The 13,339-nt window shown below is 72.3% G+C and carries 12 protein-coding genes; 6 read left to right on the top strand and 6 right to left on the bottom strand.

From position 1 onward, the window contains the following. Positions 1 to 107 precede the first annotated feature (107 nt). Genes ABGB01_RS17790 through ABGB01_RS17775 form a run of 4 tightly spaced genes read left to right on the top strand, consistent with a single transcriptional unit; the run spans position 108 to position 4,224 of the window. A complete protein-coding gene (locus ABGB01_RS17790; protein WP_347774533.1) occupies positions 108 to 1,025 on the top strand; it encodes an SDR family oxidoreductase in 918 nt (305 codons plus the stop codon). Then, positions 1,022 to 1,900 carry an amidohydrolase family protein gene (locus ABGB01_RS17785; RefSeq protein ID WP_347774532.1) on the top strand — a complete coding sequence of 293 codons (879 nt, stop codon included), beginning with the start codon at positions 1,022 to 1,024 and terminating at the stop codon, positions 1,898 to 1,900. Before ABGB01_RS17790 ends, ABGB01_RS17785 begins: the two co-directional genes overlap by 4 nt. 13 nt (positions 1,901 to 1,913) lie before the next feature. Then, complete coding sequence (locus ABGB01_RS17780; protein WP_347774531.1) at positions 1,914 to 2,366, top strand: MaoC family dehydratase; 453 nt, start codon at positions 1,914 to 1,916, stop codon at positions 2,364 to 2,366. Between the two features lie 22 nt (positions 2,367 to 2,388). Continuing rightward, complete coding sequence (locus ABGB01_RS17775) at positions 2,389 to 4,224, top strand: acyl-CoA dehydrogenase (RefSeq protein ID WP_347774529.1); 1,836 nt, start codon at positions 2,389 to 2,391, stop codon at positions 4,222 to 4,224. 29 nt (positions 4,225 to 4,253) lie between these two features. On the opposite strand, the gene ABGB01_RS17770 is transcribed toward ABGB01_RS17775, so the two are convergent. Genes ABGB01_RS17770 through ABGB01_RS17755 form a run of 4 tightly spaced genes read right to left on the bottom strand, consistent with a single transcriptional unit; the run spans position 4,254 to position 7,979 of the window. Continuing rightward, complete coding sequence (locus ABGB01_RS17770; RefSeq protein ID WP_347774527.1) at positions 4,254 to 5,438, bottom strand: FAD-dependent oxidoreductase; 1,185 nt, start codon at positions 5,436 to 5,438, stop codon at positions 4,254 to 4,256. A 14-nt stretch (positions 5,439 to 5,452) separates the two neighbouring features. Then, complete coding sequence (locus ABGB01_RS17765) at positions 5,453 to 6,043, bottom strand: maleylpyruvate isomerase family mycothiol-dependent enzyme (protein ID WP_347774526.1); 591 nt, start codon at positions 6,041 to 6,043, stop codon at positions 5,453 to 5,455. Then, positions 6,040 to 6,864, bottom strand: a complete 825-nt coding sequence (locus tag ABGB01_RS17760; RefSeq protein ID WP_347774525.1) for a fumarylacetoacetate hydrolase family protein — start codon at positions 6,862 to 6,864, stop codon at positions 6,040 to 6,042. Before ABGB01_RS17760 ends, ABGB01_RS17765 begins: the two co-directional genes overlap by 4 nt. Next, positions 6,861 to 7,979 carry a cupin domain-containing protein gene (locus ABGB01_RS17755; RefSeq protein ID WP_347774524.1) on the bottom strand — a complete coding sequence of 373 codons (1,119 nt, stop codon included), beginning with the start codon at positions 7,977 to 7,979 and terminating at the stop codon, positions 6,861 to 6,863. Before ABGB01_RS17755 ends, ABGB01_RS17760 begins: the two co-directional genes overlap by 4 nt. 49 nt (positions 7,980 to 8,028) lie before the next feature. On the opposite strand from ABGB01_RS17755, the gene ABGB01_RS17750 reads away from it, so the two are divergent. Continuing rightward, positions 8,029 to 8,769, top strand: coding sequence for an IclR family transcriptional regulator (locus tag ABGB01_RS17750; protein WP_347616261.1), 741 nt, complete (start codon positions 8,029 to 8,031; stop codon positions 8,767 to 8,769). A gap of 56 nt (positions 8,770 to 8,825) precedes the next feature. Here the strand turns inward: ABGB01_RS17750 and ABGB01_RS17745 are convergent, their stop codons facing one another. After that, positions 8,826 to 10,334 (bottom strand): MFS transporter, encoded by a 1,509-nt coding sequence (locus ABGB01_RS17745; protein WP_347774522.1) that lies wholly within the window; start codon positions 10,332 to 10,334, stop codon positions 8,826 to 8,828. A 59-nt stretch (positions 10,335 to 10,393) separates the two neighbouring features. Between ABGB01_RS17745 and ABGB01_RS17740 the strand changes: the two genes are divergently transcribed. Continuing rightward, positions 10,394 to 12,571 carry a BTAD domain-containing putative transcriptional regulator gene (locus ABGB01_RS17740; protein ID WP_347774520.1) on the top strand — a complete coding sequence of 726 codons (2,178 nt, stop codon included), beginning with the start codon at positions 10,394 to 10,396 and terminating at the stop codon, positions 12,569 to 12,571. Here ABGB01_RS17740 and ABGB01_RS17735 read toward each other — a convergent pair. Further along, positions 12,491 to 13,333, bottom strand: a complete 843-nt coding sequence (locus tag ABGB01_RS17735; RefSeq protein ID WP_347774519.1) for a LysR family transcriptional regulator — start codon at positions 13,331 to 13,333, stop codon at positions 12,491 to 12,493. The genes ABGB01_RS17740 and ABGB01_RS17735 overlap by 81 nt on opposite strands. Between the last annotated feature and the right edge of the window lie 6 nt (positions 13,334 to 13,339).

The following is a 13,339-nucleotide window of genomic DNA, read 5'->3' as shown; positions in this document are numbered from 1 at the left end:
GTCGAAGCATTCAATGATCGAACTCTTCAATCATTGACATTATCATCCATTTCCGCGTACGGTCCAGCCTCAGACCCAACGAGAGCAGCGACAACGGGAGCGAGCCCATGGCCGATCTGAGAGGAAAAGTGGCCGTCGTCACCGGCGCCGGACGCGGGCTGGGCCTGGCCTACGCCAAGGACCTGGCCGCCGCGGGGGCGCACGTGGTGGTCAACGACATCGACGAGGCGGCGGCCGAGGCCGGGGCCGAGTCGATCACCCGGGCCGGTGGCAGCGCCGTCGCCCAGGCCGCGGCGGTGGGCACCGGCGAAGCCGCCCAGACGCTCGTCGACCGCGCCGTCTCCGCCTTCGGGCGGCTCGACATCATGGTCGCCAACGCCGGAGTCCTGCGCGACACGGTGTTGTGGAAGATGAGCGACGAGGACTTCGACACCGTCGTCCACGTCCACCTTCGCGGCACCTTCACCTGCGCCCGCGCGGCGGCCGTACGCATGCGCGAGCAGGGCGGCGGAGGGCGCATCATCAGTGTCGGATCGCCGACCGGCCAGCGCGGCACCTTCGGCCAGACCAACTACGCCGCGGCCAAGGCCGGCATCGTCGGCATGGTCCGCACGTGGGCCATGGAACTCGCCCGGGCCGGCATCACCGTCAACGCCGTCATCCCGGTGGCCGCCACCGAGATGACCAGGACGGTGCCCTTCCTGCGTACGCACATCGAGGCGCTGGACCGGGGCGAGAAGCTCACGCCCTTCGCGCGCCGTGCCCTCGCCCTGGGCACGCCCGAGGACGCCGCCGGCGTGGTGACGTTCCTCGCCTCCGACGCCGCGGCCGGCATCACCGGGCAGGCCATCGGCGTCGGAGGCGACCGGGTCAGCCTCTGGTCCCATCCCAGCCAGATCGCCAGCGCGTTCGCCGACGACGGCTGGAGCGCCGACGCGCTGGCCGAGACCTGGCCGACGGCGTTCGGCCCGCACGTCCAGTCCGTAGGGGAGCCGGTCCCCCAGCCCGAGGAGCAGCGCGCATGACCCACCTGATCAGGCTCGCCTCGCTCACCGCCATAGACACGCATGTGCACGTGGAGGTGGATGACGAAGGTCATCCCTCCCTCGGCGGCGAGCTGATGGAGGCCTCCGCCGCCTACTTCCGATCGGAGCACCGCACGCCGACGGTGGACGAGATCGCCCAGACCTACCGCGAGCGCCACATGGCCGCGGTCATCTTCACCGTCGACCACCACAGGGCCACCGGCCACCCACCCATCAGCAACGAGTATGTGGCCCAGGCGGCCGCGCGCCACCCCGACGTGCTCATCCCCTTCGCCAGCATCGACCCCCTCCGCGGCAGAGCGGGCGTCGCCGCCGCCACACGGCTGGTCGGCGAGCACGGCATACGCGGCTTCAAGTTCCACCCCAGCCTGCAGGGCTTCGACCCGACCGACCCCGCGGCCTTCCCGCTGTACGAGGCCATCGCCGCACTCGGTGTCCCGGCCGTCTTCCACACCGGTCAGACCGGCATCGGAGCCGGGCTCCCAGGAGGTGGCGGCATCCGGCTCGGGCTGTCCAACCCGATGCTCCTCGACGAGGTCGCCGCCGCCTTCCCCGACCTCCAGATCGTGCTGGCGCACCCGTCCTTCCCCTGGCAGGACGAGGCGCTGGCGGTCGCCACCCACAAGTCCAACGTGTGGATCGACCTGTCGGGCTGGTCGCCCAAGTATTTCCCGCCCAACCTCGTCCGCTACGCGAACACGCTGCTGAAGGACAAGGTGCTCTTCGGGTCGGACTTCCCCCTCATCACCCCGGACCGGTGGATCGCCGACTTCGACCGGCTCGACATCAAGCCCGAGGTCCGTCCCAAGATCCTCAAGGAGAACGCGGGCCGGCTGCTCGGCCTGCCGCAGTGATCGGAGATCCTCCATGACCAGACCCGTCACCGTCTCCGAACTCCCCGGCCTGGCCGGCCAGGATCTCGGACACAGCCCGTATCTCACCGTCGACCAGAAACGCATCGACGGCTTCGCCGAAGCGACGGACGACCGGCAGTGGATCCACGTCGATCCCGTCGCGGCGGCCGCCGGCCCCTTCGGCACCACCATCGCCCACGGCTACCTGACCCTGTCGCTGGTCATCCCGCTCTGGGGCGATCTGCTCGACGTCCGGGACGCCACCACCAAGGTGAACTACGGGCTCGACAAGGTCCGCTTCCCCGCCCCCGTACCGGTGAACGCCCGGATCCGGCTGCACGCGCGGGTCGCCGAGGTCACGGAGATCGCCGGCGGCGTGCAGCTCGTGCTGGACGTGACCATCCACGCCGACGGGGTCGGCAAACCCGTCTGCGTGGCCCGGCCGGTCTTCCGCTACTACCACTGACCGTCGGAAGGGCGAGCAACTGATGAGCCACTACCGAAGCAATGTCCGCGACATCGAGTTCAACCTGTTCGAGATGCTGGGCATCGACCGATTCCTCGGCTCCGCCCTCTTCCCCGACCTGGATCACGAGGCCTGCCGGCACGTCCTCGCGGAGGTGGCGCGGCTGGCCGAAGGGCCGCTGGCCGCCTCGTTCTCGGATGCCGACCGCAACCCTCCCGTCTTCTCCCCCGAATCCGGCGGCGTCACGGTGCCCGGTTCGCTGAAGAAGGCGTACGCGGCCCTGCGCGCCGCGGAGTGGTGGCGGCTGGAGGCTCCGCCGGAGCTGGGCGGCGTGGCAGCCCCGCGCACGCTGGTCTGGGCGGTGGCCGAGCTGATCCTCGGGTCCAACCCCGCGGCCCACCTGTACGGCACCGGCGTGCCCTTCGCCGGCGTCGTCCATCGCGAGGGCACCGCGGAACAGCGCAGGATCGCCGCGCACATGATCGAACGAGGCTGGGGCTCCACCATGGCCCTCACCGAAGCGGACGCCGGGTCGGACGTCGGCGCCGGCCGTACGAAGGCCGTGCGGCAGGACGACGGCACCTGGCACATCGAAGGGGTCAAACGCTTCATCACCTCCGGCGACCACGATCTCACCGAGAACATCGTGCACCTCGTGCTGGCCCGCCCGGAGGGGGCCACGGCCGCCGGCACGAAGGGGCTGTCGCTCTTCATCGTGCCGAAGCTCCTGTTCGACCTGCGGACCGGCGAGCCGCTCGGCCGCAACGGCGTGCAGGTGAGCAACCTCGAACGCAAGATGGGGATCAAGGCCTCCACCACCTGTGAGCTCCGGTTCGGCGAGCGGGAGCCCGCCGTCGGCTACCTGCTCGGCGACACGCACAACGGCATCGCCCAGATGTTCCACGTGATCGAGCACACCCGGATGCTGGTCGGCGTGAAGGCCATCGCGGCCTTGTCGACGGGCTATCTGCACGCGCTGGACCACGCCAGGACCCGGATCCAGTCGGCCGACCTCACCCGGCTGGGCGACAGGTCCGCCCCGCAGGTGGCCATCATCAGCCATCCTGACGTCCGCCGCAGCCTCATGCTGAACAAGGCCTACGCCGAAGGGCTGCGGGCGCTGGTCCTCTACACCGCCGGCTGGCAGGACAAGGTGGCGGCCGGTGAGCACGCGGGCTCCGACGTCACCACGGCCAGGGCCGTCAACGCGCTCCTGCTGCCGATCGTCAAGGGTGTCGGCTCGGAGCGTGCGTACGAGCAGCTCGCCCACGCGCTGCAGACCCTCGGCGGCTCCGGCTACCTCCAGGACTACCCTCTCGAACAGTACGTGCGCGACACGAAGGTCGACACCCTGTACGAGGGCACCACCGCGATCCTGGGCCAGGACCTGTTCTTCCGCAAGATCGCGAGAGACGGCCGGCGGGCGCTCGACGTCGTCCTGGCCGAGATCGGCGACTTCCTGCAGACCCTGGCCGGCGACGACCGTCTGCGGCGCGAGCGCGAGGCCGTGTCGAGGGCCAGGGACGCCGTCACGGGCATGGCCGAGGCGATGCTCGGCCATGCCCGGCGCAGCAGCGAGGACCCGCGCGAACGCTACAAGGCCGGCCAGAACACCACCCGCCTGCTCATGTGCGCGGGTGACCTCATGGTCGGCTACCTGCTCCTGCGGCAGGCCGACACGGCCTGCCGCAGGCTTGACCAGGGGCACCTCTCCCCCGCCGACCGCGCCTTCTACCGGGGCAAGACAGCGGTCGCCCGGTTCTTCGCGCTCACCGTGCTTCCGCTGCTGGACGCCCACCGCACCATCGTCGAGACCACGGACAACCACCTGATGGACGTCCCCGAAGCGGCGTTCTGACCGTGAGACCGCCGCCCTGGCCCGCCGCCCTACGTGCGCACGGCGTACAGATCGTCGACGTAGGTGTAGTCGCGGGGGTCACGGCGGCGGAACAGCTCGTTGCGCAGCAGCCTGCCGACGCCGTCCACGTGCCACATGTCACCCCATGTCCTGGCCGTCTCCTGGATCCAGGCGGTGCGCGCGGTCCGCGCGGCCTCGTAGCGTTGGAGCGCCTCCGCCCAGCGGGGCCGGCCGGCCGCGGTGAGCTCCGCGGTCAGGTGGTACGCGTCCTCGATCGCCTGGCAGGCGCCCTGAGCCAGATACTGCAGCATGGGATGGGCCGCGTCCCCGGTCAGCACGACGCGGCCGTCCGTCCAGTTGACGATCGGCAGCCGGTCGTACATCGGCCAGCGCCGGTCGCGCCACAACGACGTCAGACCCTCGCGAACGCCGGGAGAGCAGCGCGCGAAGGCCGCGTCCAGCTCCTCGGGCCCGCCCCAGTCGCTTTCCCCCCGCTCGTAGGCGGGGGAGCGGAAGACGGCGACGGTGTTGAAGATCTCGCCCCGGCGCAGCGGGTACTGGACGAGATGGCAGCCGGGTCCGACGTGCACGACCACGTCGGAGGCCAGCTCGGGATCCAGCTCGCGGCCGAGCCGTTCGACGGGGATGGCGCCGCGGTAGGCGACGTAGCCCGAGCAGACGGGCCGGTCGTCGCTGAAGCGTGCCCGCAGCCGCGAGTGCAGCCCGTCGGCCACGATCACCAGGCGCGCCCGGTGCTGACCGAGCGAGGTGCGGACCACGGCCGCGTCGGGCCCGTCCACGACGTCGTGGACCTCACAGCCGGGCACCATCTCTACCCCGGCGCGCTCGCAGGCTCGGGCCAGGATGTCGAGCAGGTCGCTGCGGTGGATGACGACGTACGGCGCGTGGTAGCGGCCGGTGAAGTCCTCGTCCAGAGCGAGATGGGTCAACGCGGAGCCGTCGAGGGCGTCCTTGAACAGCAGCCTGCGGGGCCTCACCCCGGCCGCCAGCACCTCGTCCAGGAGACCCCACCCCGCGAGGACGCGGGTGGCGTTGGGCGCCATCTGCAGGCCCGCGCCGACCTCGGCGAACTCGGCCGCCCGCTCCATGACCCGGACCGTGAACCCGGCCGACGCAAGGGCGTAGGCGCTGGCGAGCCCGCCGATGCCCCCTCCGGCCACCACGACGTCCACGGGATCGTCCATCGTCACCATCCCCAATCCTTCGTCTACAGCCACGGCCCGAGAGCGGGCGGCTGCGCGTTCCGGCCGGTCAACCATGCCGCCAGGCCGGCGGCGGCCTCGCCGCCTTTTGCGTGCGTGTCCAGGGCGTCCGCGATCAGTGCGGCGTTGACCTCCTCGGGCAGGTCGGCGAAGCCGACGCCGTTGGCCAGGTCCACGGCGTGCACGGTGACCTCCCGGGTGCGCATCCAGACGATCTCGGCCGCCGGGACCGTGCGGCCCCTGGCCGTCACCACGAGGGCGTTCCACGCCTGCTCGGGCAGCCGGTCCATGTCGTCCGCCAGGTCGTGCGCCGACTGCGCGACCAGAGTGCGCAGGGTGCGGGCGGGCAACGCCGAGGCGGACTCGATCTCCTCGGCCCGCTGACGGGGGCCGGCGTACATGCGCTGTTCGACGCCGGTGGCGGCCCAGCTCAGCAGCCGGCGCAGCGCCTCGGCGTTGCCGTGGACGTGGGCGATGACGTGCCGCCGGGTCCAGCCGGGCAACGCCGACGGCCCGGAGAGCTGGGCGTCGTCCAGGCGATCCACGGCGCGCAGGAACACCTCGGTGCCCAGATCCATCCATGCGCGCCTGCTCATGCCGTCCTCGCGGTGTTCTCCAGGCGGCCGACGCCCTCGACCTCCGTCACCAGGGTGACGCCGTCGGTCAGGTAGCGCGCGGGTGTGCGGGCGTGGCCGACGCCGCCGGGGGTGCCCGTGGCGATGACGTCGCCAGGTCGCAGGGTCATGATCGTGGAGGCGTACCTGACCAGGTCCACGGGCCCGAAGACCAGGTCGGCGGTGTCGGCCAGCTGCGTCTGCTCGCCGTCCACGAGGCAGCGGATCGGCAGCGCCGGGCGTACGCCGCCAGGCAGCTCGTCAGGGGTGACCAGCACGGGGCCGAGCGGCGTGGTGCCCTCGAACGTCTTGCCCTGCAGCCACTCCTTGGTACGGAACTGCCAGTCGCGCATGGTGACGTCGTTCATGACGGTGAACCCGGCGATGGCGGCCGCCGCCTCCTCCGGCGAAGCCCGGCGCACCGTGGCGCCGATCACCAGGGCCAGCTCGGCCTCCCAGTCCACGGCCGAGGACTCGGGCGCGAGCTGGACGTCGTCGCGCGGGCCGATCAGGGCCTCGGCGAACTTGGCGAACAACGTGGGATGGTCCGGCAGCTCCCGGCCCATCTCCAGGATGTGCGTACGGTAGTTGAGCCCGACGCACAGGATCTTGCCCGGCCGCGGGACGACGGGCGCGAGGTCGTCGTCCCGCAGGGCCGGCCCGCCGGCACGGGCGGCAAGCTCGGGCCAGTCATCGCGGGCCAGCAGGGCTCCCACGTCGGGCAGCCCGAGGTCCACGTACCCGTCGCCGGTGAGCCTGGCCGCGCGGGTGCCCTCGGCGGTGCGGACAGTGGCCAGTCTCATGGTCGGTCTCCCTCGGTCTGGACGCGGTGCTGGTGCAGCCGCTCGAAGATCGGTGTGTCGCTGAACCTGAACAGGTCCAGGCCGTCCTCGGTGGTCATCGTCAGCGGCTGCCACGACGGCACCACGAACAGGTCGCCGCGCTCGACGCGCCAGCTGTGCTCGGCCACGGTGATCTCGCCTGTGCCCTCGAACACCTGGAAGACCGACGACCCGACCTCTCGCGTGGCGGCGGTGGCGGTGCCGGGCGCGAGCCGGTGGAAGTCGGCGCGCAGGGTCGGCATGATGTCGCCGCCCGTGGTCGGGTTGACGTAGCGTACGGCGGCGTGGCCGGGCTCGATCGTGGCCCGGCAGCCCTCGGACTCCAGGGCGAGCTGCTCGTTCAGCGCGCGGTCGGTGTGCTCCCAGCGGTAGGCCAGCAGCGGGGTGGCGGGTGTCGGCTGGAGGTGGGTGAGGGGCCGCAGCCCAGGATGTCCCCACAGGCGCTCGGAGCGGGAGCGGTCGGGCGCCTCACGGGTCTCCACCTCGTCAGGTCCGAACTCGAAGAACGTCGAGTCCGCGAAATGCTGGAACGGGATGTCCAGGCCGTCGATCCAGGCCATCGGCCGATCGGTGACGTTGTGGTGGCCGTGCCAGTGCCAGCCGGCCTGGGGCAGGAAGTCTCCGCGGCGCATCGCGACCGGGTCGCCGTCCACCACCGTCCAGACGCCCTCACCCTCCACGACGAAGCGGAAGGCGTTCTGGGTGTGCCGGTGCACGGGGGCGTCCTCACCGGGGTTGAGGTACTGGATCGCCGCCCACAACGTCGGGGTGGCGAACGGCCGGCCGCCGAGCCCCGGGTTGGCCAGCGCGATGGCCCGGCGCTCGCCGCCGCGGCCCACCGGCACCAGCTCGCCGGCCTGCTCGGCCATCGGCAACAGCCGATTCCACCGCCACAGATGCGGCACGGCCCTCGATCGGGGGGAGAGCGGCATCAGGTCACCGATCTGCGTCCACAGCGGGATCAGCAGCTCCGACTCGAAGCCGTGGTAGAGGGCCTCCAACGCCGGTGTGCGCTCGGGCTGGTCCTCGGCGTCGGTCGCGACGATGGACACCGCCGGTGGATCAATGGGGGTCATGAGAGCCACCCTGCACTATTTTCTGTTCTCCAGATAAACTCTTTCTGCCATGAGGAATAAGCCGCCCTACGCGCTCTCGTCCGTGGACCACGCGCTCCATCTCGCCGCGCTGTTGCAGCAGGAAGGCCCGATGCGGGTGACCGACGCCGCGGAACGGCTCGGGGTGGCGGTCTCCACCGCCCACCGGCTCCTGGCCATGCTGGTCTACCGGGACTTCGCCGAGCAGGGGCCCGACCGCCGCTACCGGCCGGGCAAGGTGCTGCGCCCGGCCGCCGCCTCCGCCGCGCCCGTCGCCCTGCTGCGCGAGCTCTGCCTGCCGGAGCTGCGCACCCTGGTGGAACGGACCCAGGAGTCGGCCAACCTCATGGTCCCCGCGGGCACGGAGGTGCGCTTCATCGCCACCGCGGAGTCCCCGCAGGTCCTGCGGGTGGGCGACCGGGTGGGGCGCTCTCTGCCGGCGCACTGCGTGTCGGGCGGCAGGACGATCCTGGCCGCGCTGCCCGCAGAAGAACTGGACGCCCTCTACAGCGAGGACGACAGCGTTGACCTTCCCCGCCTGCGCCGCGAGCTGGCGCTGGTGCGCGAGCGCGGCTTCGCCATCAACGACCAGCTCACCGAGACCGGTCTGACGGCCGTCGGCATGGCCATCAAGGACGCGGACGGTCTTCCCGTGGCCGCGCTGTCGCTCGCCCTGCCGACCGCCCGCTTCGACCGCGAACGGCTGCCGGGCTGGGTCGGCGCGCTCTCGTCGGCCGTGGCCAAGGTCGAGGCGGCCCTCTCCGCCCGGTGAACGGCCTTTCCCGGACCTCCTCGACATCGATCCGCGAGAACTCCGCTGAAGCTCCCTCACGTGCGAGAACGGGGCTGGTGACGGCCGTCCTGGCCGATCGGGCGGAGGTGCCGGAGCAGCGTCAGCGAGATCACGGCCAGGCCGAGCGCCAGCACCGCGCTGATGGCCGCGACGACGAGCAGGCCCTGGGCGAAAGCGGCCCTGGCCTCCGCCACGAGAGCCGCGGCCGCCTCCGGTGGCAGGCCCGCGGCGGCGTCGAGCGCCTCATTGAGCGAGGAGCCCGCCTGCGGCAAGGTGACCCGGCTGCCGTAGACGGCCGTGCCCACGCTGCCGAGCAGCGCGACACCGAGGGCGATCCCCAGTTCGCCGCCGCTCTCCGCCAGGGCGGAGGCGGACCCGGCCCGCTCCCGCGGCGCTGATCCGACGATGAGGTCGAGTCCCAGCGCGCCGACGGGAGCCATGCCGAGAAAGGCGACCGTGACGCCGGCGACCAGCGTGGGGAGGCCGCCGTCCGCCACCACCACGGCGAACCCGGCGGCCGCCACCACCAGCCCCACCCCCACGACCGTCCCCGGCCGGAACGCCCCGGCGATGGCCGGGGCGGCGAGCGAACCGCCCACCAGACCCAGGGCGGGAACGGCCATCCAGAGCCCGGCCGCCATGGGCGAGAGTCCTTCGACGAGTTGCAGGTGCTGGCTGACGAACAGGTAGACGCCGCCCTGGATCACCATGGCGAGCGCGAGGATCAGCAGGGCCGCCCTGAACGATCGGTTGGCGAACAGGCCCGTCTCCACCAGCGGCTCGGCCAGCCGGCGCTGCCGCCGTACGAACACCACGCCGGACACGAGGCCGGCCGCGAGCATGGCGTAGGCCGTCCCTTGGGCGGGGTCGTCGGCCAGCTCCTTCAGGCCGCTGACCACCGGCAGGATCGTGGCCAGCGACAGCACCACGCTGGCCAGGTCGAGCCGGCCGGAGCCCTCGGCCGCGGTCTCCGGCAGCAGGATCAGGCCGGCCGCCACGACCAGGACCATGATGGGGACTCCCATCAGGAACACCGATCCCCACCAGAAGCTCTCCAGCAACAATCCGGCGATCACCGGCCCGGCCGCGGCCCCGCCCATGAAGCAGGCGGTGAACACGCCGATGGCCATGGCCCGCTGCCGGGCATCGGTGAACAGTCCGGTCACCAGCGCCAGAGCCGACGGCCCCATTGCCGCGCCGGCGATGCCCAGCAGCACGCGCGCGGCGATCAGCATCGTCGTGGTGGTGGAGTAGGCGGCCAGAACGGAGACGGCGCCGAACACGACCGCGCCGATCAGCAGCAGCTTCCGCCGGCCGATCCGGTCGCCGAGCCATCCCATGGTGATCATGAAACCAGCGATCATGAATCCGTACACGTCAGTGATCCACAGCAGCTCGGTGGCACTGGGACCCAGGTCTGCGGCCAGATGCGGGAGGGCGAGCACAAGCACCGTGTTGTCCACGGCGAGCAGGAGCGTGGCCAGGGCGAGCACGGACAGTCCGAGCCAGGCGCGCGCCCCGGCGCGGGTAGCGGCGATCGTCATGTGATCAGCCTCGGGGACAGGCGTTACGGTTTGTTTCTGGCCTGTTTAGGGTGAGGTTCATGCACTTCGCCGTACTGGGCCCGCTCGAGGTGATAGCAGCCGACGGCTGCTCCGTGAGGGTTCCCGAGCGCAAGGTGCGGGCGCTGCTGGCCGGTCTGCTAGCCCACAACGGGCGGGTCGTGTCGGTGGAACAGCTGATCGAGAGCCTGTGGGGTCCGGAGCCACCGGGCAAGCCGGTGGGGGCGCTGCGCGCCAAGGTGTCGCAGCTGCGCCGGGCGCTCGACGACGGCGAGCCGGGAGCCAGGAAACTGGTCGTCACCCGGCCGACCGGCTTCTCGATCGACGGCGACACCGACGTGCGCCGCTTCCAGGAAGCGGCCGTCCACGCCCGGTCCGCCGACGACCCGGGCGAGCGGGCCGCGCTGCTGGCCGAGGCGCTGGAGTGGTGGCGGGGCCCGGCCTACGCCGACTTCGGCGACCTGCCCGGCGAACCGCTCGTCCGCAGGGCCGCGGATCTCCTTGAAGAACAGCGGCTTGCCGTACTTGAGGACTATGCCGAGGCACGGCTGGCACTCGGCCAGGATGCTTCGCTGGTCGGCGAGTTGGCCGGGCTGGCCGCGCAGCACCCGCTGAGGGAACGCTTCCACGGGTTGCTGATGCGCGCCCTCTACCGGTCCGAACGGCAGGTCGAAGCGCTGAAGGTCTACCGGGCGCTCCGCGAGCGCATGCGCGACGAGCTGGGTCTCGACCCGGGCCCCGAGCTTGCCGCGCTGCACCAGGCGATCTTGGAGCAGCGGCCCGGCCTGCGCCGCCCGCCGGTCCCTCCGGCTCCCGCGCCCGGCCGGCTGCCCGAGCCGCTGACAGACCTCGTGGGCCGGGAGGAGGCGCTGGGCGAGTTGGTCGCCCTGCCCGGCACGGCCCGGCTCGTGACGCTCACCGGCACCGCCGGGGTGGGCAAGAGCCGCCTGGCGCTGGAGGCCGCCCGGCGGCTGGCCGGCGCCTTCCCCGACGGCGCGTATTGGGTGGATCTGCTGGCCGTGACATCGGACGTGGCCGAGGCGATCGAGGCGGCGCTCGGCCTGCGCGACGACGGCGGGGCGGGCCTCCCGGGCGAGCGGATCGCCTCGGCCTTCGGCACCCGCCGGGCGCTGCTGGTCCTCGACAACTGCGAGCACGTGGTCGAGCCGGTGGCCGGGCTCGCCGAACTGCTGCTGCGCGCCGGCCCCGGACCGCGGGTCATCACCACCAGCAGGGAGCCGCTCGGCGTGGCAGGCGAGGTCGTGCGAGAGGTCGCACCACTGGACGCCGACGCGGCGGCGCGGCTGTTCTCCGTCCGCGCCGCCGACGCGGGGCGGGGTCCGGCGGTGTCGGCCGCGGACGCCGCCGCCGTCGAGGTGATCTGCCGCCGCCTCGACGGCATCCCGCTGGCGCTGGAACTGGCCGCGGCCCGGGTCCCGTCGCTGGGCGTGAAAGCCCTGGCCGAGCGACTCGACGACCGCTTCCAGCTGCTGTCGGCCGGACGCCGGGCCGGCCCCGCGCACCAGCGCACTCTCAGGACGGCGATCGACTGGAGCTGGCAGTTGCTGACCGAGCCGGAGCGCGTCGTCCTCCGCCGCCTGTCCGTGCAGATCGGAGGATGCACGCTGAGCGCCGCGGAACGGGTCTGCGCCGTGCCCATGCCCATTCCCGGCGGTCCGCCCGGCGACGCCGCGCCGGCCGCCGTCCTCGATCCCGGCATCGACCCGGCCGACGTCGCCGGCCTCCTGGCCCGCCTGGTGGACCGCTCCCTGGTCGTGCGGTCGGACGGCAGATACCGGCTGCTGGAGTCCGTGGCGATCTACGCGCTGGAGCGGCTGCGCGAGGCCGGCGAGCACGACCTCGTCCTGCGGTGGTACGCCACCTACTACACGCAGCTTTCCGAGTGCGCCGAGTCGTACCAGGCCGGGCCCGCGCGGCACCGCTGGATACGGCGGCTGGACGCCGAGACCGCCAACCTGCACGGGGCGCTGGAGGCCGCCATGCGGCTGGGCGACACGCGGCTGGCCACGCGGCTCACCGGCTCACTCGGGTGGTACCGGGCTCAGGCCGGCCGGGCCTGGCCGGGGCCGTCGGAGGCCCGGCCGCCGCATGGTGGCCGGCCCAGGCAGGCAGGCGGGTCAGATCATCCGCCGCAGGGCGGTCTCCACGGCGTCGACGAGCGCATCGCCTTCGGTACGGGGGTGGCGGGCGAGGCCTAGTTCGACGTCCGGCAGGGCGGGCAACGCGGCCGGGTCGTGGCAGGCCATGGCCGGCTCCAGGTTGGCCGGCAGGAGCGCCGCGACTCCGAGCCCGGCCCGTAGCGCGGCGAGCACTCCGGCGAGACTGTTGCTTTCGAACGCCACCCGCCAGGGCCGCCCCGTGCCTTCCATCGTCTCCAGCACCGACGTTCGCCAGGAGCACGCGTTCGAGAACAGCACCACCGGCAGCGGATCGGTGTCGACGGCGACGCCCTGCCCGACCGCCCAGACCAGGGGCAGGCGCACCGTCCAGCGCGGCGCCCAGGGAAGGTTCGGGACCTCGTCGAGCACGAGTTGCACACGGCCGGAGTCGTACGCCTCCCGCATCGCCGCGGTGGAGAGGCTGAGCACCTCCAGCGTCGCGTCGGGGTGCAGCCGCGCGAGGTCGGCGAGTGCCTGAGGCAGGCGGGAGGCGGCGAGATCTTCGTGGAGCCCCACCCCGCAGTGCCCGGTGAGAGCACGTCCCGTCTCGGCGAGCGCCTGTGCCGACAGCGCGAGGATGCGCTCGGCGTAGGGCAGGAGTTCCTCGCCCACCCGGGTCGGCGAGACGCCGGACGGCGCCCGGTGCAGCAGCGGACTGCCGACAGCTCTCTCGAGCTTGCGCAACTGCTGGCTGAGCCCGGGCTGGGTGCGGCCCAGCGCCGCCGCCGCACGGCTGATGCTGCCCGCACGCACGGTGGTGACGAACGACCGCAGCAGTGCCGTCTCCAGATCAGGTGCCATAAGCGT

It is taken from the genome of Nonomuraea sp. B5E05 (genome assembly GCF_039880665.1).
Classification (GTDB): Bacteria; Actinomycetota; Actinomycetes; order Streptosporangiales; family Streptosporangiaceae; genus Nonomuraea.
The sequence above is the reverse complement of the archived record's forward strand: the minus strand, read 5'-3'. Positions and strand labels throughout refer to the sequence as shown.